Origin of the sequence: Cellulosimicrobium sp. 72-3 (genome assembly GCF_013127315.1) — a bacterium.
GTDB classification, from domain to species: domain Bacteria; phylum Actinomycetota; class Actinomycetes; order Actinomycetales; family Cellulomonadaceae; genus Cellulosimicrobium; species Cellulosimicrobium funkei.
This window is the reverse complement of the sequence record NZ_CP053419.1, coordinates 1,687,249-1,706,251: the sequence shown is the minus strand read 5'-3', so window position 1 is coordinate 1,706,251 and position 19,003 is coordinate 1,687,249. Positions and strand designations below refer to the sequence as shown.

Here is a 19,003-nt window from a genome sequence, read left to right as displayed (position 1 = left end):
CGGTCAGCGCGGTGCCGTCCACTCGAGCGTGTACCGGAAGAACAGCCGACGGCGCACGCGCGCTCCCGGCAGCAGCGCCCGGGCCGCGCGGGCGACCTCGTCCACGGTGTGCCGCGGGTCCCGGACGGGCATGCCCGGGGCGTCGGGGCCAGAGTCCTCGGGCCGGGCGCGGCGGGGGTGCTTCACGAGGCCCACGAGCGGGTTGAGCAGCGCGGACGCGACGTCGACGGCGAGGTCCCGGGGCGTGGCGACCCGGGCGAGCCCCACGACCAGCAGACGGCCGCCCGGTGCGAGGAGGCCCCGCGCGTGCCGGAGCGCCTCGTCGAGCTCGAGGTGGTGCAGCACCGCGACCATCGTCACCGCGTCGTACCCGCGGTGCCACAGGGAACCGGCCCCCGGCCCGGGCGTCCCGCCCGGCGAGCGGACGTCGTCGGGCGAGCGGACGTCGTCGGGCGAGCGGACGTCGTCGGGCGAGCGGACGTCGTCGAACCGGAGCCGGCACACCGTCACGGCGGGGTCCGCAGCGTGCCGTGCCCGGGCCTGGGCGACCATGCCCGCGTCGGCGTCGATCCCGTGCACCTCGGCGACCCGGGCCCGCAGCCGGCCCAGGAGCACGCCGGCGCCGCAGCCGACGTCCAGCACGACGCGGGCGTCGTGCGGCACGCGCCGCACGACCCAGCCGTGGAAGTGCTCGTTGTGGTTCCAGGGGTGGCGGGCGTTGAACGCCGCGAGCGACGCGACCGCGCGGCGCAGCGGACGGATCGACGTCGCCCGGGGATCGAGGCTCACGCGGTGGGGCGTCGTCACTCGACGCCGAGCAGCACCTCGATGGCGCGCGCGAAGAACGCGTCGACCGGACCCTCCGCGTAGCCGTCGCGCCCGCGCGCCCGGCCGAACGTCGCGGACCGGATCTCGGCCGCCGTGATCGGGACCTGGCGGTCGAAGTAGGCGACGAGCCGGTCGCACAGGTCGTCGACGTCGTCGATGTCGTAGGCCGGCTTGCCGCGCTCCGCGAGCGCGAACTTCTCGCCGTCGGGGCGACCGAGGCGCCCGTAGAGCGTCCGCGCGCGCTCGGCGAGCGCGTTCATCCACGCCTGCTGCCCGTGCGCCGCGACGTACTCGGCCCGCTGGCGCGCGATGAACGCGCCCTCGAGCCTGTCGAGGGCGGCGTCGACCTCGTGCGTGTCGTAGCCGCCACGGACCAGGTCGAAGACCGACGCCTGGATCTCCGTGCTCGTGAGCCGCTCCGACACCCGGCCCTCGTAGACGTCACGAGCGTGCTCGAAGAAGTCGTCGACCTCCTCGGGGTCGTACCCGTTCCGGGTCTTCGACACCGTGGTGAACAGCGAACTCACTCGTCCTCCTCTGCAGCGAGCTGCCCGCAGGCGCCGTCGATGTCGCTGCCGCGGGTGTCACGGATCGTCGTCGGGATCCCGTGACCGCGCAATCGTGCCACGAACTCCGCCTCGACGGCAGGGTCGCTGGCCGTCCAGATCGATCCGGGCGTCGGGTTGAGCGGGATCGGGTTGACGTGGACCCAGCCGCGGCCGCGCGCGTTGAGCTTCTCGCCCAGGAGGTCGGCGCGCCACGCGTGGTCGTTCATGTCCTTGATGAGCGCGTACTCGATGCTCACGCGGCGGCCCGTGACCTCGAAGTAGTGCCGGGCCGCGTCGAGCGTCTCGTCGACGCTCCACCGGGTGTTGATCGGCACGAGCTCGCTGCGCAGGTCGTCGTCCGGGGCGTGCAGCGACAGCGCGAGGGTCACCGGGATCCCCTCGTCGGCGAGCTTGCGCATCGCAGGCACGAGCCCGACCGTCGACACCGTGATGTTGCGGGCGGACATCCCGAGCCCGTCGGGCGCGGGGGCGACCAGACGGCGCACCGTGCCCATGACGGCCTTGTAGTTCGCGAGCGGCTCGCCCATGCCCATGAACACGAGGTTGTTGAGGCGCGTCGGGCCGCCGGGGATCTCGCCGTCCGCGAGCGACCGGGCCGCGGAGCGCACCTGCTCGACGATCTCCGCGACCGAGAGGTTGCGCGTCAGGCCGAGCTGCCCCGTCGCGCAGAACGGGCACGCCATGCCGCAGCCCGCCTGGCTCGACACGCACAGGGTCGAGCGCTGCGGGTAGCGCATGAGGACCGACTCGACCTTGGCGCCGTCGAAGAGGTGCCACAGCGTCTTCACGGTCGTGCCGCCGTCGGCCTCCATGCGCCGCGCCGCCGTGAGGAGCGGCGGGAAGAGCGCCTCGGCGAGCACGTCGCGCGTCGCCTTCGGCAGGTCCGTCATCGCCTCGGGGTCGCGCGTGAGGTGCGCGTAGTAGTGCGTCGCGAGCTGCTTGGCGCGGAACGGCTTCTCGCCGAGCTCGACGACGACTTCCCGCACCTCCTCGGGCGCGAGGTCGGCGAAGTGGCGCGGCGGCTTGCCGCGGCGCGGGGCCGACATGACGAGCGGCAGCGGCTTCGACTCCGCGGACGGGCGGACGGAACGGACGGTCATGAGGAGGTCCAAGCGTGGGGGGCGGTGCGGACGGGTGCGCCGCGCCGTGAGCCGGGCCGTCAGACGGCCAGGGCGAGCAGCACGTACACGAACGGGGCGGTGAGGAGCATGGAGTCGAGCCGGTCGAGGATGCCTCCGTGGCCGGGCAGGAGCGACCCCATGTCCTTCAATTCTAGGTCCCGCTTGATCATGGACTCGGCGAGATCGCCGATCGTCGCCGTGAGCGGGGCCAGGACACCCAGCGCGACGCCGAGCAGCGGGCTCGCGCCGAGCCCCACCACCGCGCCGACGACCCCGACGGCGGTGGCCAGGACGAACGACCCGGCGAGCCCCTCCCACGACTTCTTGGGGCTGACGGACGGGGCGAGCGGGTGCCGTCCGAACAGGACGCCCGCGACGTACCCGCCGACGTCGTTCGCCACCGCGAGCAGGATGAAGAGGAGGACGCGCACACGCCCGTCCGGCGCGGCGAGCATGAGCATGACGAAGCCCGCCATGAACGGCAGGTACGCCGCCGCGAAGGTCGCGGCGGCGGCGTCGCGCACGGCGGCCGTGCCCGACCCGTCGATCACGCGCCACACCACCGCCCCCGCCACGGTGAGCATGAAGGAGACGAGCAGCGCCTCGGGCCCCGAGTAGTACGAGGAGACGAGGATGCCGACCGTGCCCACGAGGAGCGGGAGCAGCGGGAGGTGCAGGTCGCGGCGCCGGAACGCCTGGGCGAGCTCCCACAGCGCCGCGCCCACCGCGACGGTCGCGAGCAGCACGAAGAGCTCGGGCCGGAAGGCGAGGCTGACCGCGACGAGCGCGAGCAGGCCGAGGCCCACCGCGATCGCCACGGGGAGGTTGCGGCCCGCCTTGGGTGCGCGCGCCGCGGTCGTGCCTTCGCCTGCGGCCGTCGAGGAGGTGTCGGTCATCGGTGCGTGGAGGAGCTCGCCGGACGAGGTGCTCAGACCTCGAGCAGCTCGCTCTCCTTGCCCGCGAGCAGCGCGTCGACCTGGTCGACGTGCGCCTTCGTGAGGACCTCGAGCTCCTTCTCGGCGCGCGCGACCTCGTCCTCGCCGGCCTCGCCGTCGCGCGCGATGCGGTCCAGCTCCTCCTTCGCCCGACGGCGGACGTTGCGGATCGCGACGCGCGAGTCCTCCGCCTTCGACTTCGCGAGCTTCACGAAGTCACGACGGCGCTCCTCCGTGAGGGCGGGCAGCACGACCCGGACGACGTTGCCGTCGTTCGAGGGGTTCACCCCGAGGTCGGAGTCGCGCAGCGCCTTCTCGACCGCGGTCATCGAGCTCTTGTCGAACGGCGAGACGAGGATCGTGCGCGCCTCGGTCACCGTGAACGACGCGAGCTGCTGCAGCGGGGTCGGGGCGCCGTAGTAGTCGACCGTGATCTTGTTGAACATCGCGGCGTTCGCACGGCCCGTGCGGATCGCGGCGAAGTCCTCCTTGGCCACCTCGACGGCCTTGTCCATCTTCTCCTCGGCCTCGAGGAGGGTCTCGTCGATCACCAGTGCTCCTTCGTCGTTCGTCGTGGGTCGGTCCGTGCGGTCGTGGCCGGGGTCACCGGCCTGGTCGCACCGGTGTCAGTCGGTCGTGACCAGTGTGCCAATATTCTCGCCGACCAGGGCGCGCGTGACGTTCCCCGGCTCGCTCATGCCGAACACCCGCATGCGCACGTCGTTGTCCCGGCACAGGCTCAGCGCCGTCGCGTCCATGACCCCGAGGTCGTTGACGAGCGCGTCGGTGTACGTCAGGTGGTCGAGCTTGGTGGCCGACGGGTCCGTGCGCGGGTCCGCCGTGTAGACGCCGTCCACGCCGTTCTTGCCCATGAGGACCTCCTGGCAGTGCGTCTCGAGGGCGCGCTGCACGGAGACCGTGTCGGTCGAGAAGTACGGCATCCCGGCGCCGGCGCCGAAGATGACGACGCGGCCCTTCTCGAGGTGCCGGATCGCGCGCAGCGGGATGTACGGCTCGGCGACCTGGCCCATCGCGATGGCGGTCTGCACGCGCGTCTTCACCCCCGCCTGCTCGAGGAAGTCCTGGAGCGCGAGGCAGTTCATGACCGTGCCCAGCATGCCCATGTAGTCGGCACGTGCGCGGTCGAGCCCGCGCTGGGAGAGCTCCGCCCCGCGGAAGAAGTTGCCGCCACCGACCACGATGGCGACCTGGACGCCCTGCTCGACCGCGGCCGCGATCTCCTGGGCGACGCGCTGGACGACGTCGGGCGCGAGGCCGATCTGCCCGCCGCCGAACGTCTCGCCCGACAGCTTGAGGAGCACCCGCCGGTGCTCGGTCCCCGTCCGGGGCTCGGTCTGCTCGCCTGCCGTCACTGTCGACACCTGTCCTTCGTCCTGGCCCGGTGGGGCGGGGTGGTCCTGCTCCGCCGTCGTCCACCTGATGGTGCGGCACGTCGGCGGTCGTCGCGCGCCCGGGCCGGGCCCGGGTGCGCGGTCGGCCCGGACCCGCCGTCCACGAGACGACGGGTCCGGGCCGACGGGGGCGTCAGGCGCCGACGCGGTAGCGCACGAACTCCGTGATGGTGCCGCCGGCCTCGGAGACGACCTGGCCGACCGTCTTCTTCGGGTCCTTCGCGAGCGGCTGGTCGACGAGGACGACGTCCTTGAAGAAGCCGTTGAGGCGACCCTCGACGATCTTCGGCAGCGCGGCCTCGGGCTTGCCCTCGTTGCGCGAGGTCTCCTCGGCGATGCGGCGCTCGTTCTCGACCGTCTCGGCCGGGACCTCGTCGCGCGAGAGGTACGTCGGGGACATCGCGGCGACGTGCTGCGCGACGTCCTTCGCGACGGCCTCGCCCGCGGCGTCCGTGGCGACGACGACGCCGATCGACGGCGGCAGGTCGCGCGCGGTGCGGTGGAGGTACGCGGTGACGCGCTCGCCCGCGACGCGGGTCACGCGGCGCAGGACGATCTTCTCGCCGAGCGTCGCGGCCTGGTTGTCGATGACCTGCTGGACGGTCTCGCCGTCCGCGTCCGCGGCGAGCGCCGCGTCCGCGTCGCGCGCGCCGGCCTCGGCCGCGGCCTTGAGCACGCGGTCCGCGAGGGAGATGAACGTGTCGTTCTTCGCGACGAAGTCCGTCTCGGAGTTGAGCTCGATGAGCGTCGCGACCTGGCCACCCTCGGTGTCGCGGATGTCGACGGCGACGAGGCCCTCGGAGGTCGAGCGGCCTTCGCGCTTGGCAACGCCCTTCAGACCCTTCACACGGATGATCTCGAGCGCCTTGTCCGCGTCGCCGCCCGCCTCGTCGAGAGCCTTCTTGACGTCGAGCATGCCGGCGCCGGTGCGCTCGCGCAGGGCCTTGATGTCAGCGGCGGTGTAGTTCGCCATGGTGGTTCCTCACTCGTGGTTCGTCACGGGTACTTCGTCACAAGCGACGTGCTGGCGGCACCGCGTGGGTGCCCGGTACGCCGGTGGTACGGCACGGGGTGCGCGACGGTCGCCCGTCGCGCACCCCGGGACGTCACTTGGTCTCGTCGGCCTCGGCGTCGGCGACCACGGCCTCGGCGTCCGCGACGACGGCAGCCTCGGCGGCGGCCTCCTCGACGACCTCGGCGGTGGCGTCACCCGGCTCCTCGGCGACGACCTCGGCGGCAGCCTCGGCCACGCCCTCGGCCGCGGCGGCCTCGACGTTCGCCTCGGCGGCCTTCTCGTCCGCCTCGAGCTGCTGCTCGGCGCCGGCGAGGAGCTCGCGCTCCCACTCGGCCAGCGGCTCGGCGGAGGCGCCCGCCTCGGCCTCGGCGCCCGAACGGCCCGAGTGACGCTGGAGCAGACCCTCGGCGACGGCGTCCGCGATGACCCGCGTGAGCAGCGTCACGGAGCGGATCGCGTCGTCGTTGCCCGGGATCTTGTAGTCCACGACGTCCGGGTCGCAGTTCGTGTCGAGGATCGCGACGATCGGGATGTGGAGCTTGCGCGCCTCGTCGACCGCGAGGTGCTCCTTGTTCGTGTCGACGATCCACACGGCGGAGGGGACCTTCGCCATGTCGCGGATGCCGCCGAGCGTGCGGGCGAGCTTGTCCTTCTCGCGACGCAGGACGAGGAGCTCCTTCTTCGTGAGCGCCGAGCCGGCGACGTCGTCGAAGTCGATCTCCTCGAGCTCCTTGAGGCGCTGGAGACGCTTGTGCACCGTGGTGAAGTTGGTGAGCATGCCGCCGAGCCAGCGGTGGTTCACGTAGGGCATCCCGACGCGCGCGGCCTGCTCGGCCACGGGCTCCTGGGCCTGCTTCTTGGTGCCGACGAAGAGGATGGAGCCGCCGTGCGCGACGGTCTCCTTGACGAACTCGTACGCGCGGTCGATGTACGACAGCGACTGCTGGAGGTCGACGATGTAGATGCCGTTGCGCTCGGTGAAGATGAAGCGCTTCATCTTCGGGTTCCAACGGCGGGTCTGGTGCCCGAAGTGGACACCGCTCTCGAGGAGCTGGCGCATGGTCACGACGGCCATGACACGTCCTTTCGCCGTGCGGCCCGGGATCCACCCGGTGCGCGCACGCTTCTGGCGGCCCCTCCCGTGGGACGGACCGCGGTGCGGTTGTCGGTGACGACCCTGGTGGTCGCACCCCTGGCGCCACCCGTGCCGACGCCTGCGACGCACCGTGGACGGTGCGAGCAGGACCGACGCCGGACGCGGCCCCACCCCGACCCGGACGGACCGGGAGACGAGGGCGAGGACGTGACGCGCGAAGTCGACCGGCTCCGTCCTCGGCCGAGGTGGTCCCTCGGGCCGGGCACGGCGAACGCGCCGGTCGCAGCGGCAAGTCTACCCGACGGCAGGGCCGACCACAGCCGCCGTCGTGCGCCGTCGTGCGGGCCGCTCGTCCACAGCCGAGCCCGCCGCGTCCGCGCCCGTCGACGTGACTCCGGCACCCTGACCCCGTGACCCTCGACCGCGCTCGTCTCCCGTCCGCTCACCCGCCCGCCCGCCGTGCGGTCCGTCTCGCCGACGGGCCGTCCGGCCGCACGACCGACCACCTGCCCGAGCATCCGGCCGTCGGGCCGTCCGGCGGCACGACCACGCGTCGTGCCCGGGTCCGCGGCGCCGCCCTCGTGCTCGGCGCGCTCGTGGTCCTCGCCGCACCCGTGGCAGGAGCGGCGTCGGCTCCCGGGCCCGGGCAGGGAGCCGCATCGAGCGGGTGGGTTCCCCCGCTCGACCGGGACGTCGCCGACCTGGGCATGCTCGCGCCGTTCGACCCGCCCGAGCACGACTGGCTCCCGGGGCACCGCGGCGTCGACCTCGCGGCCGCCCCTGCGGAGACCGTCCGCTCCCCCGCCCCCGGCGTGGTGTCGTTCACCGGGCCCGTCGCAGGGCGCGACGTGGTCGTCATCTTGCACGACGACGGGCTGCGCACCTCCCTCGAGCCCGTGACGGCGTCGGTCGGGCGCGGCGAGCGCGTGACGTCCGGGTCCGTGCTCGGCACGGTGCAGGCCGCGGAGAGCGCCGCGGGGAGCCACTGCGCCGCCACGTGCGTGCACTGGGGCGTGCGGCGCGGCGAGCGCTACCTCGACCCGCTGGCTCTCCTCGGCGACCGGCCGCCGATTGTGCTGCTGCCGCTCGGGGAGCGCTGACCGCGCGGGCTGCGGCGGTTCACGGCGGATCGCGCCAGATCAGGGCGGATCGCGCGTCCCGTCAGGCGCGCGGGAACGCCTGCTCGAACGAGGTGCGCAGCCGCTCCGCGGTCACGTGCGTGTAGCGCTGCGTCGTCGCGAGCGAGGAGTGCCCGAGGATCTCCTGCACGCTGCGCAGGTCCGAGCCCCCGGCGAGGAGGTGCGTCGCGGCGCTGTGCCGCAGGTCGTGAGGGGCGACGTCGTCGACGCCCGCCGCCGCGGCGAGGCGGTGCACCGCCTCGCGGACCTGCCGCTGCCCCCAGCGTCCCCCGCGGTCGCCCAGCAGGAGCGCGGGGCCCGAGCGCGCGGTGACGAGGGCGGGCCGGCCCACGTCGAGCCAGCGGGTCACCGCGCGCGCCGCCGGCACGCCGAACGGCACGACGCGCTCCTTGTCGCCCTTCCCGAGCACCCGGACCACGCGCTGCGCGAGGTCCACGTCGTCGACGTCGACCCCCGCGAGCTCGCCGACGCGGATCCCGGCCCCGTAGAGGAGCTCGACGGCGGCCCACTCGCGCAACCGGGCCGGCTCACCCTCGACGGCGGCCTCGCGTGCGTCGTCGAGCAGGCGCGCCGCCGCGTCGACCGCGAGGACGGTCGGCAGGGTGCGGGGCACGCGCGGGCTCGCGAGCCGCGCCGCCGGGTCGGAGTCGACACGCCCCGTGCGCCGCGCCCAGTCGAAGAACGCGCGCGCCGCCGCGCCGCGTCGGGCGAGGGTCGCCCGGGCCAGCCCGCGCTCCGACTGCGTCGTGAGCCACGCACGCAGCGCGGCGAGGTCGACGTCGCGCGGGGCCGCCGCGCCGTGGCGGACGGCGTGCCGCAGCAACGACTCGACGTCGCCGGTGTAGGCGCGGACCGTGTGCGCCGACGTCCCCTGCGCCACCTCGAGGTGCACCGCGAAGTCCGCGAGCGCCGCACGCATCGCCTCGGGCAGCGCGACGGCGGGTTCGGCGACGCGCTCGTCCGCGGGGTGCTCCTCGGAGGTGTCTGCTCGTGTCACGCCCCCAGTCTCGCGCGCGACGAGCCCTGGCTCGGGGAGGCGCTCCGCTCTGCTCGCAGCTCAGGGCCCACGCACGCTCAGCGCGCCTCGCACGTCCCATGACTCATGGCTCACGCCGGCTCGGCACACCTCGCACGGCTCGTGACTCAGGGCTCACGCACGCGCCGCCAACCGCCGGGCACGCGCTCGGCGAGCCCCCGGGCCTCGAGCCTCCCCAGCGCACCGACCACGTCCGCCACGGCAAGACCTGCGGCCCGGGCCATCGCCTCGGTCGAGGCTCCCGCACGCAGCGGGAGCGCGTCCCACGTGCGCGTCTCGACGGGGTCCAGGTCGTCGTACGGGGCGTCGTGGGGTGCGCGCCACGAGGTCGCGGCGGGCGCGGCGGGTGCCGCGTCCCGCGCGAGGTCGCCCGCGAGCTCGACGACCTCGTCCGCGTCGGTGACGCACACCGCCACGCCGTCGCGCAGCAGCCGGTGGCACCCGGTCGACGCCATCGACGTCACGGGGCCCGGCACGGCACCGACCGGCCGGGAGAGCTCCGCGGCGCGCGACGCCGTGCTCAGCGAGCCCGAGCGCCAGGCCGCCTCGACGACGACCGTCGCCCGCGCGAACGCAGCGATGAGCCGGTTGCGAAGCAGGAACCGCACCCGGCTCGGGACGGACCCGGGCGGGACCTCCGAGACGACCGCGCCGCCCGACTCGACGACCGAGCGGAGCAGCTCGACGTTCCCGGCCGGGTAGAACCGGTCCACGCCCCCCGCGAGGAACGCGACCGTCGGTCCGCCCGAGAGGATCGCGGCCCGGTGCGCCGCCGCGTCGATCCCGTACGCGCCCCCGGACACGACGGTGAACCCTCGCGCCGCGAGGCCCGCCGCGATCTCGCCCGTCACGTGGCGGCCGTAGTCGGTGCAGGCGCGGGCGCCGACCACCGCGACCGAGCGCGCCGCGAGGTCCTGCACCGCTGCGCTCCCCCGCACCCACAGTGCGAGCGGGCGCACGGGCCCGAGGTCGTCGAGGCCGGACGGCCACCGGTCGTCGCCCGGCACGACGAGGGTGCCGCCGAGGCGCTCGAGCACACGCAGCTCGCGGCGCGGGTCCAGCCCGTCGAGGCGGGGAGCCCAGCGCCCGACGGCCCGCAGGAGCCGCGCCACAGACCGGGCGCGCGGGTCGTGGTCCGCCACGCGTGCGTCGGTTGACCGTCCCACCGCGTCGTGCTCAGCCGCGCGCCGGCCGGTCGACCGTGCCGCCGGGTCGGGCGCGTCCTCGCGGGCGCCGGGAGCGGGACCGACCACGGGGACGCCCGTCGGTCCTTCCCGTGCCGGAGCGGCACCGCCCGGCGCGCCGTCGTCGGCGAGCCGGACCAGCGCGCGGCGCGCGCCGGCCGGGTCACGGGCCGCCTCGTGGAGCCACTCGAGCGCCGGACCGGCGCCGAGCTGGTCGACGAGCGCGACCGCGACCTGGTCCCCCGGTTCCGCGACGCGCGACCACGCCGCGCGCGCGAGGCGTTCGTCGAGGACGTCGAACACGGGACGCCCGTCCCCGGACCCGCGTTCAGGCACGGTAGCCCCGCGTGCGCAGCGCGAGCCCGGTCCCGACGTCCGCCCTCGTGGGCGCGGCGCGCCCGGCGAGGTCGGCGACGGTCCAGGCGAGGCGCAGGACGCGGTCCGCGCCGCGCAGGCTGAGCGTGCCGCGGTCGAGCGCGCGGTCCACGTCGGCCAGGAGGCCCGCGTCGGGGCCGAGCTGCTCGCGCAGCCACGTGCCGGGCACCTCGCCGTTCGTGCGCCACGGCGTGCCGGCGAGCCGGGACGCGGCCGCCTCCCGGGCCGCGGCGACCCTGGCCGCGACGACCGCGCTCGGCTCGGGGGCGGCGGCTCGCGCGCGCTCGACCCGCGTCACCGGCCGGACCTCGACCTGCACGTCCACGCGGTCGAGGAGCGGGCCGGAGAGCCGACCGAAGTACCGTCGCTGCGCCACCGACGAGCACGTGCACCCGAGCCCCTTGCCGACGCCCTGGCCGCACGGGCACGGGTTGGCGGCGAGCACGAGCTGGAAGCGGGCGGGGTAGCGCGCCGTCCCGCCCGCCCGGTGGATGACGAGCTCGCCGTGCTCGAGCGGCTGGCGCAGCGTCTGGAGCACGCGCGCGCCGAACTCGGGCGCCTCGTCGAGGAAGAGCACCCCCCGGTGCGCCCGCGACGCGGCCCCGGGTCGGGGCAGGCCGCTGCCCCCGCCGACGATGGCGGCGGGCGTCGCGGTGTGGTGCGGGTCCTCGTAGGGCGGGCGGTGGACCAGCCCCGCGCCCGGGTCGAACACCCCGGCCACCGAGTGGACGGCGGTGACCTCGACCGCCTCGCTCTCCGTGAGGTCCGGCAGGATCCCGGGAAGCCGTGACGCGAGCATCGTCTTGCCCGCGCCCGGCGCCCCGACGAGGAGCAGGTGGTGGCCGCCCGCGGCCGCCACCTCGAGCGCGTGCCGCGCCTCGTCCTGGCCGACGACCTCCGAGAGATCCCCCGGACGGGCCACCGGCACGACGGGGCGCGGGACCACGACCGGCGCGGCCGACTCGTCCGCGCCCTCGAGCGACGCGCCGTGGAGCCGCGCGACGTCCGCGAGGCTCGCCGCCCCGACCACCCGGGCCCCGGGCACGAGGCGCGCCTCCGCCACGTCGGCCGCCGGCACCACGACGTCCGGGAACCCGGCCGCGACCGCGGCCGCCACGGCGGGCAGGACGCCGCGCACGGGCTGGAGCCGGCCGTCGAGGCCCAGCTCGCCGAGGTGCACGACGCCGTCCGCCGCGCCCGCGGGCAGCACCTGGGCACCGGCGAGCAGCGCGACGGCGATCGCGACGTCGAAGCCCGTCCCGGACTTCGGCAGCGCCGCCGGCGACAGGTTGATCGTGACCTTGCGCTGGGGCCACGCGATGCCCGACGACGTCACGGCCGCGCGCACGCGGTCGCGCGACTCGCTCAGCGCGGTGTCCGGCAGCCCGACGAGGACGAAGCCGGGGACGGACGCCGCGAGGTGGGCCTGCACCTCGACGACGTGGCCGGAGAGCCCCACGAGCGCGACCGCGCGCGTGGTCCCGAGCCCCATCAGGCGCTCACCCCGACGAGGTGCTCGACCCGTGCCGCGCCGGCGCGCGCCACGAGGACCGCGACGACGTCGATCCGGACCGACCGGGCGCGGACGTCGTGCGTCGCGAGCCACTCCCCCGTGAGCCGGCGCAGACGGCCGAGCTTCGCGGGCGTGACGGCCTGCGCCGGGTGCCCGAACCCCGTGCCGCGCCGGGTCTTGACCTCGACGGCCACGAGCACGTCGCCGTCGAGCGCGACGACGTCGAGCTCGCCGCGCGTCCCGCGCCAGTTGCGGTCGAGGAGCGTCCAGCCCGCCTCGACCAGGTGGGCCGCGGCCACCTTCTCCCCGTACCGCCCGACGGCGTCGTTCGCTCCCATGGGCTCACCTCCGCGGCCCACCGTGGGGCACGGCGCGGGAGCGGCGCCAGGGGCGCCGGGCGGCCTGTGGGACCGCCGTCAGCCAGTGGTCCTGTGCACGGCCACAAACGGCGTCAGAGCTGGAGCTCGGCCTTCGCGAGCTCCTCGACGTTGACGTCCTTGAACGTCACGACGCGCACGGACTTCACGAACCGCGCGGAGCGGTACACGTCCCAGACCCACGCGTCGGCGAGCCGCAGCTCGAAGTAGACCTCACCGGCGGCGGAACGCACCTGCAGGTCGACCTGGTTCGCCAGGTAGAAGCGGCGTTCGGTCTCCACCACGTACGAGAACAGGCCCACCACGTCGCGGTACTCGCGGTACAGCGCGAGCTCCATCTCGGTCTCGTAGTTCTCCAGGTCTTCGGCGCTCACGGCTCCATCATGGACCATCGGCGGCCACCGGACCGGACGGAGGGCACCGGTCAGCTCGTCGGCAGACCGGCCTCGGGGTCGAGCTCGAGCACGTCGACCGGGTCGCCGTACGCCGGGACGCCGATGCCCTCGTCACCGCGCTCGGGCAGGCGCCAGGACCGCCGGTGCTGCGGCGTCGGGCCGTGCTCGCGCAGGGCCTCGACGTGCGCCGCCGCCCCGTAGCCCTTGTTCTGGTCCCACCCGAAGGCGGGGTACTGGCGCGCCAGGCTCGTCATGAGGCCGTCGCGCTCGGTCTTCGCGAGCACGCTCGCGGCGGCGACCGACGCGCACTGCAGGTCCGCCTTGACGAGCGTGCGCACGCGCGGGTCGACGAGCCGGACGTCGTCGTGCGGGTCGAGGTCGAACGCCTCGAAGAGGTCCACCGCCGAGGGGCGGCTCAGCCAGTCGTGCTTGCCGTCGAGCAGGACCGCATCGACGTCGCCGACCGTCCGGCGCACCTGGGCGAGCGCACGGCGGCCCGCGAGCCGCAGCGCGCCCACGATCCCGTGCGCGTCGATCTCGGCCGGGCCGGCGTGGCCCACCGCCCACGCGACGCACCACGACCGCGCGAGGGGCACGAGCGCCTCGCGCGCCGCCGCGGTGAGGAGCTTCGAGTCCGTGAGCCCGGGCGGGCACGGCTTCGTCGCGAGGTCGACGACCACGACCCCGACCGACACCGGCCCGGCGAGCGCGCCGCGACCGACCTCGTCCATCCCGGCGACGAGCCGCGCGCCGTCGCGCAGCATGGCGCGCTCCTGGCGCAGGTCCGGCCGACGACGCGCGGGTGCCCGGCGCGCCGGTGCCCGCGCGGGCTCCGGACGCGCGACGGCGTCGAGCGTCACGGCTCCACCTCGGGGACGTCGGCGAACACGTCGCCGGGGTTACGCAGCAGACCGACGTGCGACAGCGGCCACACCTTGACGAACGCCGTCCCCACGACGTTGCTCATCGGCACGAACCCGCCTCCGGGCTTGCCCGTGTTGTAGCGCGAGTCCAGGGAGTTCTGCCGGTTGTCGCCCATGACGAACAGCATGTCGGCGGGGACCGTGCGGTCGAACGCGTCCTGGCTGGGGATCGACCCCGGCTTGATGTACGTCTCGTCGATCGGCACGTCGTTGACGCTCACGCGGCCCTCGGCGTCGCAGCACACGACGTGGTCGCCCGGCACGCCGATGACGCGTTTGATGAGGTGCTCCCCCGTGTCCTGCGGCAGGAGGCCGACAAACGTCAGCGCCGCACGGACGGCCTCGGACACCGCGCTCTGGTCCTGAGGCTCCTGCGGCGGCAGCCAGCCGCCCGGGTCCTTGAACACGACGACGTCGCCCCGGTGCACGTCGAACGCGCCGGGCACGAGGCGGGACACCATCACGCGGTCGCCCTCGACGAGCGTGTCCTCCATCGAGGCGCTCGGGATGAAGAACGCCTGGACGAGGAACGTCTTGATGAGCAGGGACAGCACCAGCGCGCTGACCACGATGATCGCGGTCTCGCGCAGCAGCGACGACCTGCGCGGGCGCTCGCGCGGGGCGACCTCGTCCCCTTCGGCCGCGAGGTGCTGGCCGTGCGGGGGGCGCCCGTCGTCCTCGGGGCCGAGCGCCGCGCGCTCGGTGCCGGCGTCGGGGTGCGGGCCGCGGGGCGGGGCGCTGTCGGTCACGCGTTCACAATGCCACCTCGGGGGCGATCCGGGAAACGGAACCGGCCCGCGGACAGCGGAGCGGCGGTGTCGCCGACAGCCGATCAGCGGTTGGGCGCGGTCTCGCGCTTCTCCTTGATCTTCGCCTTCTTGCCGCGCAGCGCGCGCAGGTAGTACAGCTTGGCGCGACGCACGTCACCGCGCGTCACGACCTCGACGGACTCGATGGACGGCGAGTGCACGGGGAACGTGCGCTCGACACCCACGCCGAAGCTGATCTTGCGGACCGTGAACGTCTCGCGGACGCCGCTGCCCTGACGGGCGATGACGACACCCTGGAACGCCTGGACGCGGGAGCGGGTGCCCTCGACGACCTTGACGTTGACCTTGAGCGTGTCACCGGGGCGGAACTCCGGGACGTCGCTGCGCAGCGATGCTGCGTCGACGCTGTCCAGCGTGTGCATGGTGCTTCTCCTCGCCCGCCACAGGTCGGACGCGTGCTCGTGGCCCGGGCAGACCGGGCCGTCGTCGTATCGGTGGGGTGTGCCGTGCTGCGCGTGGACGGTCGTCGACCTCGCGGTCGTCGGGTCCGTCGTGCCAGTCCGCCCGAGGATCGGGCGCGGGCTCCCCTGTGGCAGAGGTCCGGGGCGGCACACACCGATCGACCATTCTGCCACACCCGTCGGCCCGGGCGGCAGTCCTCGCGGGCCGCGGGCGCGCGCCGGGAGGGTCCCCGCTCAGCCGTCGGCCGGGGCGGTGCGCTCCAGGTGGCCGTCGACGACGCCCCAGCCGGCCCCCGCGAGGACCTCCAGGTCGTGCCGGTCGAGCGCTGCGACGTCGAGCGCACGCACCATGTCCGGGCGGCGGCGGGCGGTACGACGCAGGGCCTGGTCCCGGCGCCAGCGCCGGATCCGGGCGTGGTGCCCGGACAGCAGGACGTCGGGCACCTCGAGGTCGCCCCACACGGGCGGCTTCGTGTAGACCGGGTACTCCAGGAGCCCCGCGGCCCCGTGCGACTCCTCGACGAGCGACTCCGGGTTGCCCACGACGCCCGGCAGCAGGCGCCCGACGGCCTCGATCATCACGAGCGCCGCGACCTCGCCGCCGTTGAGCACGTAGTCACCGATCGAGAGCTCGCTGACGCGCATCCCGGCGGCACGGTAGTGCTCCGCCACGCGTGCGTCGATGCCCTCGTAGCGTCCGCAGGCGACGACGAGGTGCTCCTCCGTCGCGAGCTCCTCGGCGGTGCGCTGGGTGAAGGTCGTGCCCGACGGCGTCGGCACGACCAGGTGCACCGCGCTCGCCTCTCCCGCGACCGCGCCGGTCGACAGGCCGGACACGTCGTCGATCGCCCGCCCCCAGACGTCGGGGCGCATGACCATGCCCGCGCCGCCGCCGAACGGCGTGTCGTCGACCGTGCGGTGCCGGTCCGTCGTCCAGTCGCGCAGGTCGTGGACGCGCAGGTCGAGGATCCCGGCAGTGCGGGCCTTGCCGACGAGCGACAGGTCCAGCGCGGCGAGGTAGTCGGGAAAGATCGTGACGACGTCGATCCGCACGTCAGGCCTCGCCGTCGGTGGAGGCGTCCTGCAGCCCGGGCCCGCCCGCCGCGTCGCCGGCGCTCGGCGCCGCGACCTCCAGGTGCTCCGCGTCCGACGCGAGCAGCCCGCCGGGCGGGTCGAGCACGACCCGGCCGCCGGCCACGTCGACGACCGGCACGATCTGCCGGACGAAGGGCACGAGCGTGCGGGCGCCGTCCGGCTCGCGCAGCACGAGGACGTCGTGCGCGGGCAGGTGCTCGAGGCCCTCGACGCGGCCCAGCACGCGGCCGTCCGTCCCCTCGGCGCGCAGCCCGGCGAGCTCGTGCGGGTACCACGCGTCCTCCTCGTCGGACGCCTCGGCCTCGACGACGAGCTCGACGCCGCGCAGCGCCTCGGCGCCCGTGCGGTCGCGCACGCCCTCGAACCCGACGAGCCAGCGGCCCTGGTGGACGCGCACGGTGGCGACGGTCAGGGGGCCGGCGTCGGCGGGCCGCGTCTCCAGACGCTCACCCACCGCGAGGCGTTCCTCGGGGTCGTCGGTGCGCAGGTCGAGGGCTACCTCGCCCCGCAGCCCGTGCGCCTTGCCGACGCGCGCGACGGTCAGCTCCATCGTCGTGACTCCTCGTGTGGTGCTGGATGGGACGGTGCACGCCGGTCCTCCGGCGACGGACGCAGGAAGGCCCGGCCCGCCGGTGGCGGGCCGGGCCTTGCCCGTCGCCCCTCGCGGGGCGTCGTCGGTGCGGGCCTCAGCGGCGGTCGACGTCCACGACGTCGACACGGACCGGCCCGTCGGTCGCGAGCGCGCCGACGACCGTGCGCAGGGCACGGGCGGTGCGCCCGCCGCGACCGATGACGCGGCCGAGGTCCTCCGGGTGCACCCGGACCTCGAGCAGGTCACCGCGACGCAGCGTCTTCGTGGCCACGCGGACGTCGTCCGGGTTGTCCACGATGCCGCGCACGAGGTGCTCGAGGGCCTCGGCGATCATCAGGCCTGCTCGTCGGCAGCGGCCTCGTCGGCCGCGTCGGCGGTCTCCTCGGCCGGAGCCTCGGTCTTCTTCTCGGCAGCCTTGGCCTTGACCTTCTCGGCGTCCGCGGCGGCGGCCTCGATGGCGGCGGTCGGGTCGACCTTCTCGCCCTTGACCTTGAGCGTGCCCTCGGCGCCGGGCAGGCCCTTGAACTTCTGCCAGTCGCCGGTGACCTTGAGGAGCGCGAGCACCTGCTCCGTCGGCTGCGCGCCGACGCCGAGCCAGTACTGGGCGCGGTCCGAGGTGATCTCGATGAACGAGGGCTCCTCGGTGGGGTGGTACTTGCCGATCTCCTCGATCACACGACCGTCGCGCTTGGTGCGCGAGTCGGCGACGACGACACGGTAGTACGGCGCACGGATCTTGCCGAGACGCTTCAGACGAATCTTGACGGCCACAGTGGTGGTCTCTCCTGGTTCTGGTTCGGGCGAACCCGCGATCGTCCCGTGGGGACAGGACGAGGAAGGGGTTCAGGACACGGCACGCGCCGGAGAGAGGGGCCGGGGCACGCCGAGTACCGGGACATTGTGCCAGACGGCGAGGGCATCGACCAACCTGCGGGCGGCGCCGGACCGCGTCAGGCGGCGGGCGCGACGATCTCGCCGCGCAGCACGACGGCGGTGGGGGCGCGCAGGACGCCGACATCCTTGCGCGGGTCCTGCGGGTAGACGACGAAGTCGGCCGACGCGCCCTCGACGAGCGACGTGTAGCCGAGGTACTCGCGGCCCTGCCAGCTCGCGGCCGCGACGACGGCGGCGTCGGGGATGCCCGCGGCGACGAGCTCGGCGCACTCGTCGGCGAGGCGGCCGTGCCCGATCGTCCCGCCCGCGTCGGTGCCGACGAGGATCTGGATGCCGGACTCGTACAGCGCCCGGGCCTGCTCGTACCGGCGCTCGTGCAGGCGCCGCATGCGCGCCGCGAACACCGGGTACCGGGCGTCCGCCTGGCGCGCGATGTTCTCGAACTGCCCGATCTGGAGCAGCGTCGGGGTGACCGCGACGCCGCGCTCGGAGATCTCGTACATGAGGTCGGGGTGGATCCCCGTCCCGTGCTCGATGCCGTCGACGCCCGCGGCGAGGAGCGACGGGATCACCTCGTCGGAGAACGCGTGAACGGTCACACGGGCGGCCTCGGCGTGCGCGGCCGCGACCGCCTCGGCGAGGACGTCGTCGGGCCACAGCGGCCGCAGGTCGCCCTGCGCACCGAGGTCGCGGTCGATCCAGTCCCCCACGATCTTGACCCACCCGTCGCCCTGGCGTGCCTCGCGGCGCACGGCCTCGGGGAGCTGGGCGACGTCGTCGAGCTCGAGCCCGTAGTGGCGCAGGTAGCGCTTGGGCCGGGCGAGGTGGCGCCCCGCCCGCACGAGGCGCGGCAGGTCGCGACGGCCGTGCACCCACCGGGTGTCGAGCGGCGAGCCGGCGTCGCGCACCAGGAGCACCCCGCTGTCCCGGTCCGTCAGCGCCTGCTCCTGCGCGGTCGTCGCGTCGACGGCGCCCTGGGCGCCCAGCCCGACGTGGCAGTGCACGTCGACGAGGCCGGGCAGGGCCCAGCCCTCGAGCTCGACCATGTTGGTGCCCTGCGCCGACGGCCGGGTGAGGCTGATCCGCCCGTCCTTGACCCACAGGTCGCCCACCTCGCGGTCGTCGCCGACGATGACGTGGCCGCGGACGTGCAGCGTGGGGCCTTCCAGCGCGGACATGCGGCTCCTGGGTGAGGACGGACGGGACGGGGAGACGGCCCGGTCGGGGGCGCGGTGCGGCACCGGGCGGTGCCACGGACATAACCTAGCGCCCG

At 74.8% G+C, this 19,003-nt stretch carries 22 protein-coding genes; 1 reads left to right on the top strand and 21 read right to left on the bottom strand.

Annotated elements, in window-relative coordinates; genetic code table 11:
• Positions 1 to 3: 3 nt before the first annotated feature.
• The 8 genes from HKK73_RS07710 to rpsB all read right to left on the bottom strand — a co-directional run bounded on the left by HKK73_RS07710 (position 4) and on the right by rpsB (position 6,955).
• On the bottom strand, positions 4 to 789 hold the full coding sequence (locus tag HKK73_RS07710) for a bifunctional 2-polyprenyl-6-hydroxyphenol methylase/3-demethylubiquinol 3-O-methyltransferase UbiG (protein ID WP_198285597.1): 786 nt from the start codon (positions 787 to 789) through the stop codon (positions 4 to 6).
• A 14-nt stretch (positions 790 to 803) separates the two neighbouring features.
• Positions 804 to 1,355, bottom strand: coding sequence for a DivIVA domain-containing protein (locus HKK73_RS07705; protein WP_021482018.1), 552 nt, complete (start codon positions 1,353 to 1,355; stop codon positions 804 to 806).
• Entirely contained in the window at positions 1,352 to 2,443 is a 1,092-nt protein-coding gene (gene rlmN / locus HKK73_RS07700) for a 23S rRNA (adenine(2503)-C(2))-methyltransferase RlmN (protein ID WP_043653265.1), read from the bottom strand. The genes HKK73_RS07705 and rlmN overlap by 4 nt, the downstream gene beginning before the upstream one ends.
• Before the next feature lie 113 nt (positions 2,444 to 2,556).
• Entirely contained in the window at positions 2,557 to 3,414 is an 858-nt protein-coding gene (locus HKK73_RS07695) for a phosphatidate cytidylyltransferase (protein ID WP_021482016.1), read from the bottom strand.
• 32 nt (positions 3,415 to 3,446) lie between these two features.
• The gene (gene frr / locus HKK73_RS07690; protein WP_021482015.1) at positions 3,447 to 4,004 is read right to left on the bottom strand and encodes a ribosome recycling factor; all 558 of its coding nucleotides are present in this window, start codon (positions 4,002 to 4,004) and stop codon (positions 3,447 to 3,449) included.
• Between the two features lie 75 nt (positions 4,005 to 4,079).
• Positions 4,080 to 4,835 (bottom strand): UMP kinase, encoded by a 756-nt coding sequence (gene pyrH / locus HKK73_RS07685; protein ID WP_031315725.1) that lies wholly within the window; start codon positions 4,833 to 4,835, stop codon positions 4,080 to 4,082.
• 163 nt (positions 4,836 to 4,998) lie between these two features.
• Positions 4,999 to 5,838 carry a translation elongation factor Ts gene (tsf, locus tag HKK73_RS07680; RefSeq protein WP_034652463.1) on the bottom strand — a complete coding sequence of 280 codons (840 nt, stop codon included), beginning with the start codon at positions 5,836 to 5,838 and terminating at the stop codon, positions 4,999 to 5,001.
• Between the two features lie 133 nt (positions 5,839 to 5,971).
• Positions 5,972 to 6,955: a 30S ribosomal protein S2 gene (gene rpsB, locus HKK73_RS07675; protein ID WP_114553052.1), complete on the bottom strand. Its 984-nt coding sequence runs from the start codon at positions 6,953 to 6,955 to the stop codon at positions 5,972 to 5,974.
• Positions 6,956 to 7,386: 431 nt separating this feature from the next.
• Here rpsB and HKK73_RS19095 point away from each other — a divergent pair, with 431 nt between their 5' ends.
• Positions 7,387 to 8,076 carry a murein hydrolase activator EnvC gene (locus tag HKK73_RS19095; protein WP_253705844.1) on the top strand — a complete coding sequence of 230 codons (690 nt, stop codon included), beginning with the start codon at positions 7,387 to 7,389 and terminating at the stop codon, positions 8,074 to 8,076.
• A gap of 61 nt (positions 8,077 to 8,137) precedes the next feature.
• Here HKK73_RS19095 and HKK73_RS07665 read toward each other — a convergent pair whose 3' ends face one another.
• The 13 genes from HKK73_RS07665 to HKK73_RS07605 form a co-directional block, all read right to left on the bottom strand.
• On the bottom strand, positions 8,138 to 9,034 hold the full coding sequence (locus tag HKK73_RS07665) for a tyrosine recombinase XerC (protein ID WP_061268943.1): 897 nt from the start codon (positions 9,032 to 9,034) through the stop codon (positions 8,138 to 8,140).
• A 224-nt stretch (positions 9,035 to 9,258) separates the two neighbouring features.
• Positions 9,259 to 10,638 carry a DNA-processing protein DprA gene (gene dprA / locus HKK73_RS07660; protein WP_171467754.1) on the bottom strand — a complete coding sequence of 460 codons (1,380 nt, stop codon included), beginning with the start codon at positions 10,636 to 10,638 and terminating at the stop codon, positions 9,259 to 9,261.
• Between the two features lie 25 nt (positions 10,639 to 10,663).
• Positions 10,664 to 12,202: a YifB family Mg chelatase-like AAA ATPase gene (locus tag HKK73_RS07655; protein WP_171467753.1), complete on the bottom strand. Its 1,539-nt coding sequence runs from the start codon at positions 12,200 to 12,202 to the stop codon at positions 10,664 to 10,666.
• Positions 12,202 to 12,561, bottom strand: a complete 360-nt coding sequence (locus HKK73_RS07650) for a YraN family protein (protein WP_021483325.1) — start codon at positions 12,559 to 12,561, stop codon at positions 12,202 to 12,204. Before HKK73_RS07650 ends, HKK73_RS07655 begins: the two co-directional genes overlap by 1 nt.
• A gap of 113 nt (positions 12,562 to 12,674) precedes the next feature.
• The gene (locus HKK73_RS07645) at positions 12,675 to 12,974 is read right to left on the bottom strand and encodes a DUF2469 domain-containing protein (RefSeq protein ID WP_024840525.1); all 300 of its coding nucleotides are present in this window, start codon (positions 12,972 to 12,974) and stop codon (positions 12,675 to 12,677) included.
• 50 nt (positions 12,975 to 13,024) lie between these two features.
• Entirely contained in the window at positions 13,025 to 13,855 is an 831-nt protein-coding gene (locus HKK73_RS07640; protein ID WP_369824901.1) for a ribonuclease HII, read from the bottom strand.
• Positions 13,852 to 14,667, bottom strand: a complete 816-nt coding sequence (gene lepB, locus HKK73_RS07635; RefSeq protein WP_170982093.1) for a signal peptidase I — start codon at positions 14,665 to 14,667, stop codon at positions 13,852 to 13,854. The genes HKK73_RS07640 and lepB overlap by 4 nt, the downstream gene beginning before the upstream one ends.
• An 83-nt stretch (positions 14,668 to 14,750) precedes the next feature.
• Positions 14,751 to 15,110 (bottom strand): 50S ribosomal protein L19, encoded by a 360-nt coding sequence (rplS, locus tag HKK73_RS07630; protein WP_021483307.1) that lies wholly within the window; start codon positions 15,108 to 15,110, stop codon positions 14,751 to 14,753.
• 273 nt (positions 15,111 to 15,383) lie between these two features.
• The gene (gene trmD, locus HKK73_RS07625) at positions 15,384 to 16,202 is read right to left on the bottom strand and encodes a tRNA (guanosine(37)-N1)-methyltransferase TrmD (protein ID WP_043653249.1); all 819 of its coding nucleotides are present in this window, start codon (positions 16,200 to 16,202) and stop codon (positions 15,384 to 15,386) included.
• 1 nt (position 16,203) lies between these two features.
• Positions 16,204 to 16,794 carry a ribosome maturation factor RimM gene (gene rimM / locus HKK73_RS07620; protein ID WP_085388125.1) on the bottom strand — a complete coding sequence of 197 codons (591 nt, stop codon included), beginning with the start codon at positions 16,792 to 16,794 and terminating at the stop codon, positions 16,204 to 16,206.
• Between the two features lie 136 nt (positions 16,795 to 16,930).
• Entirely contained in the window at positions 16,931 to 17,170 is a 240-nt protein-coding gene (locus HKK73_RS07615) for an RNA-binding protein (RefSeq protein ID WP_021482889.1), read from the bottom strand.
• Entirely contained in the window at positions 17,170 to 17,607 is a 438-nt protein-coding gene (gene rpsP, locus HKK73_RS07610; protein ID WP_021482888.1) for a 30S ribosomal protein S16, read from the bottom strand. The genes HKK73_RS07615 and rpsP overlap by 1 nt, the downstream gene beginning before the upstream one ends.
• A 179-nt stretch (positions 17,608 to 17,786) precedes the next feature.
• Positions 17,787 to 18,908 carry an amidohydrolase family protein gene (locus tag HKK73_RS07605; protein ID WP_043653254.1) on the bottom strand — a complete coding sequence of 374 codons (1,122 nt, stop codon included), beginning with the start codon at positions 18,906 to 18,908 and terminating at the stop codon, positions 17,787 to 17,789.
• Positions 18,909 to 19,003 lie beyond the last annotated feature (95 nt).

What these genes read in the sequence shown, in the direction of transcription:
- rlmN (WP_043653265.1), bottom strand. Translation starts at nt 2,443, where the DNA reads ATGTCGGCCCCGCGCCGCGGCAAGCCGCCGCGCCACTTCGCCGACCTC.
- HKK73_RS07695 (WP_021482016.1), bottom strand. Translation starts at nt 3,414, where the DNA reads ATGACCGACACCTCCTCGACGGCCGCAGGCGAAGGCACGACCGCGGCG.
- tsf (WP_034652463.1), bottom strand. Translation starts at nt 5,838, where the DNA reads ATGGCGAACTACACCGCCGCTGACATCAAGGCCCTGCGCGAGCGCACC.
- rpsB (WP_114553052.1), bottom strand. Translation starts at nt 6,955, where the DNA reads ATGGCCGTCGTGACCATGCGCCAGCTCCTCGAGAGCGGTGTCCACTTC.
- HKK73_RS07665 (WP_061268943.1), bottom strand. Translation starts at nt 9,034, where the DNA reads ATGCGTGCGGCGCTCGCGGACTTCGCGGTGCACCTCGAGGTGGCGCAG.
- HKK73_RS07655 (WP_171467753.1), bottom strand. Translation starts at nt 12,202, where the DNA reads ATGGGGCTCGGGACCACGCGCGCGGTCGCGCTCGTGGGGCTCTCCGGC.
- HKK73_RS07650 (WP_021483325.1), bottom strand. Translation starts at nt 12,561, where the DNA reads ATGGGAGCGAACGACGCCGTCGGGCGGTACGGGGAGAAGGTGGCCGCG.
- rplS (WP_021483307.1), bottom strand. Translation starts at nt 15,110, where the DNA reads ATGCACACGCTGGACAGCGTCGACGCAGCATCGCTGCGCAGCGACGTC.
- rimM (WP_085388125.1), bottom strand. Translation starts at nt 16,794, where the DNA reads ATGGAGCTGACCGTCGCGCGCGTCGGCAAGGCGCACGGGCTGCGGGGC.
- HKK73_RS07615 (WP_021482889.1), bottom strand. Translation starts at nt 17,170, where the DNA reads ATGATCGCCGAGGCCCTCGAGCACCTCGTGCGCGGCATCGTGGACAAC.
- HKK73_RS07605 (WP_043653254.1), bottom strand. Translation starts at nt 18,908, where the DNA reads ATGTCCGCGCTGGAAGGCCCCACGCTGCACGTCCGCGGCCACGTCATC.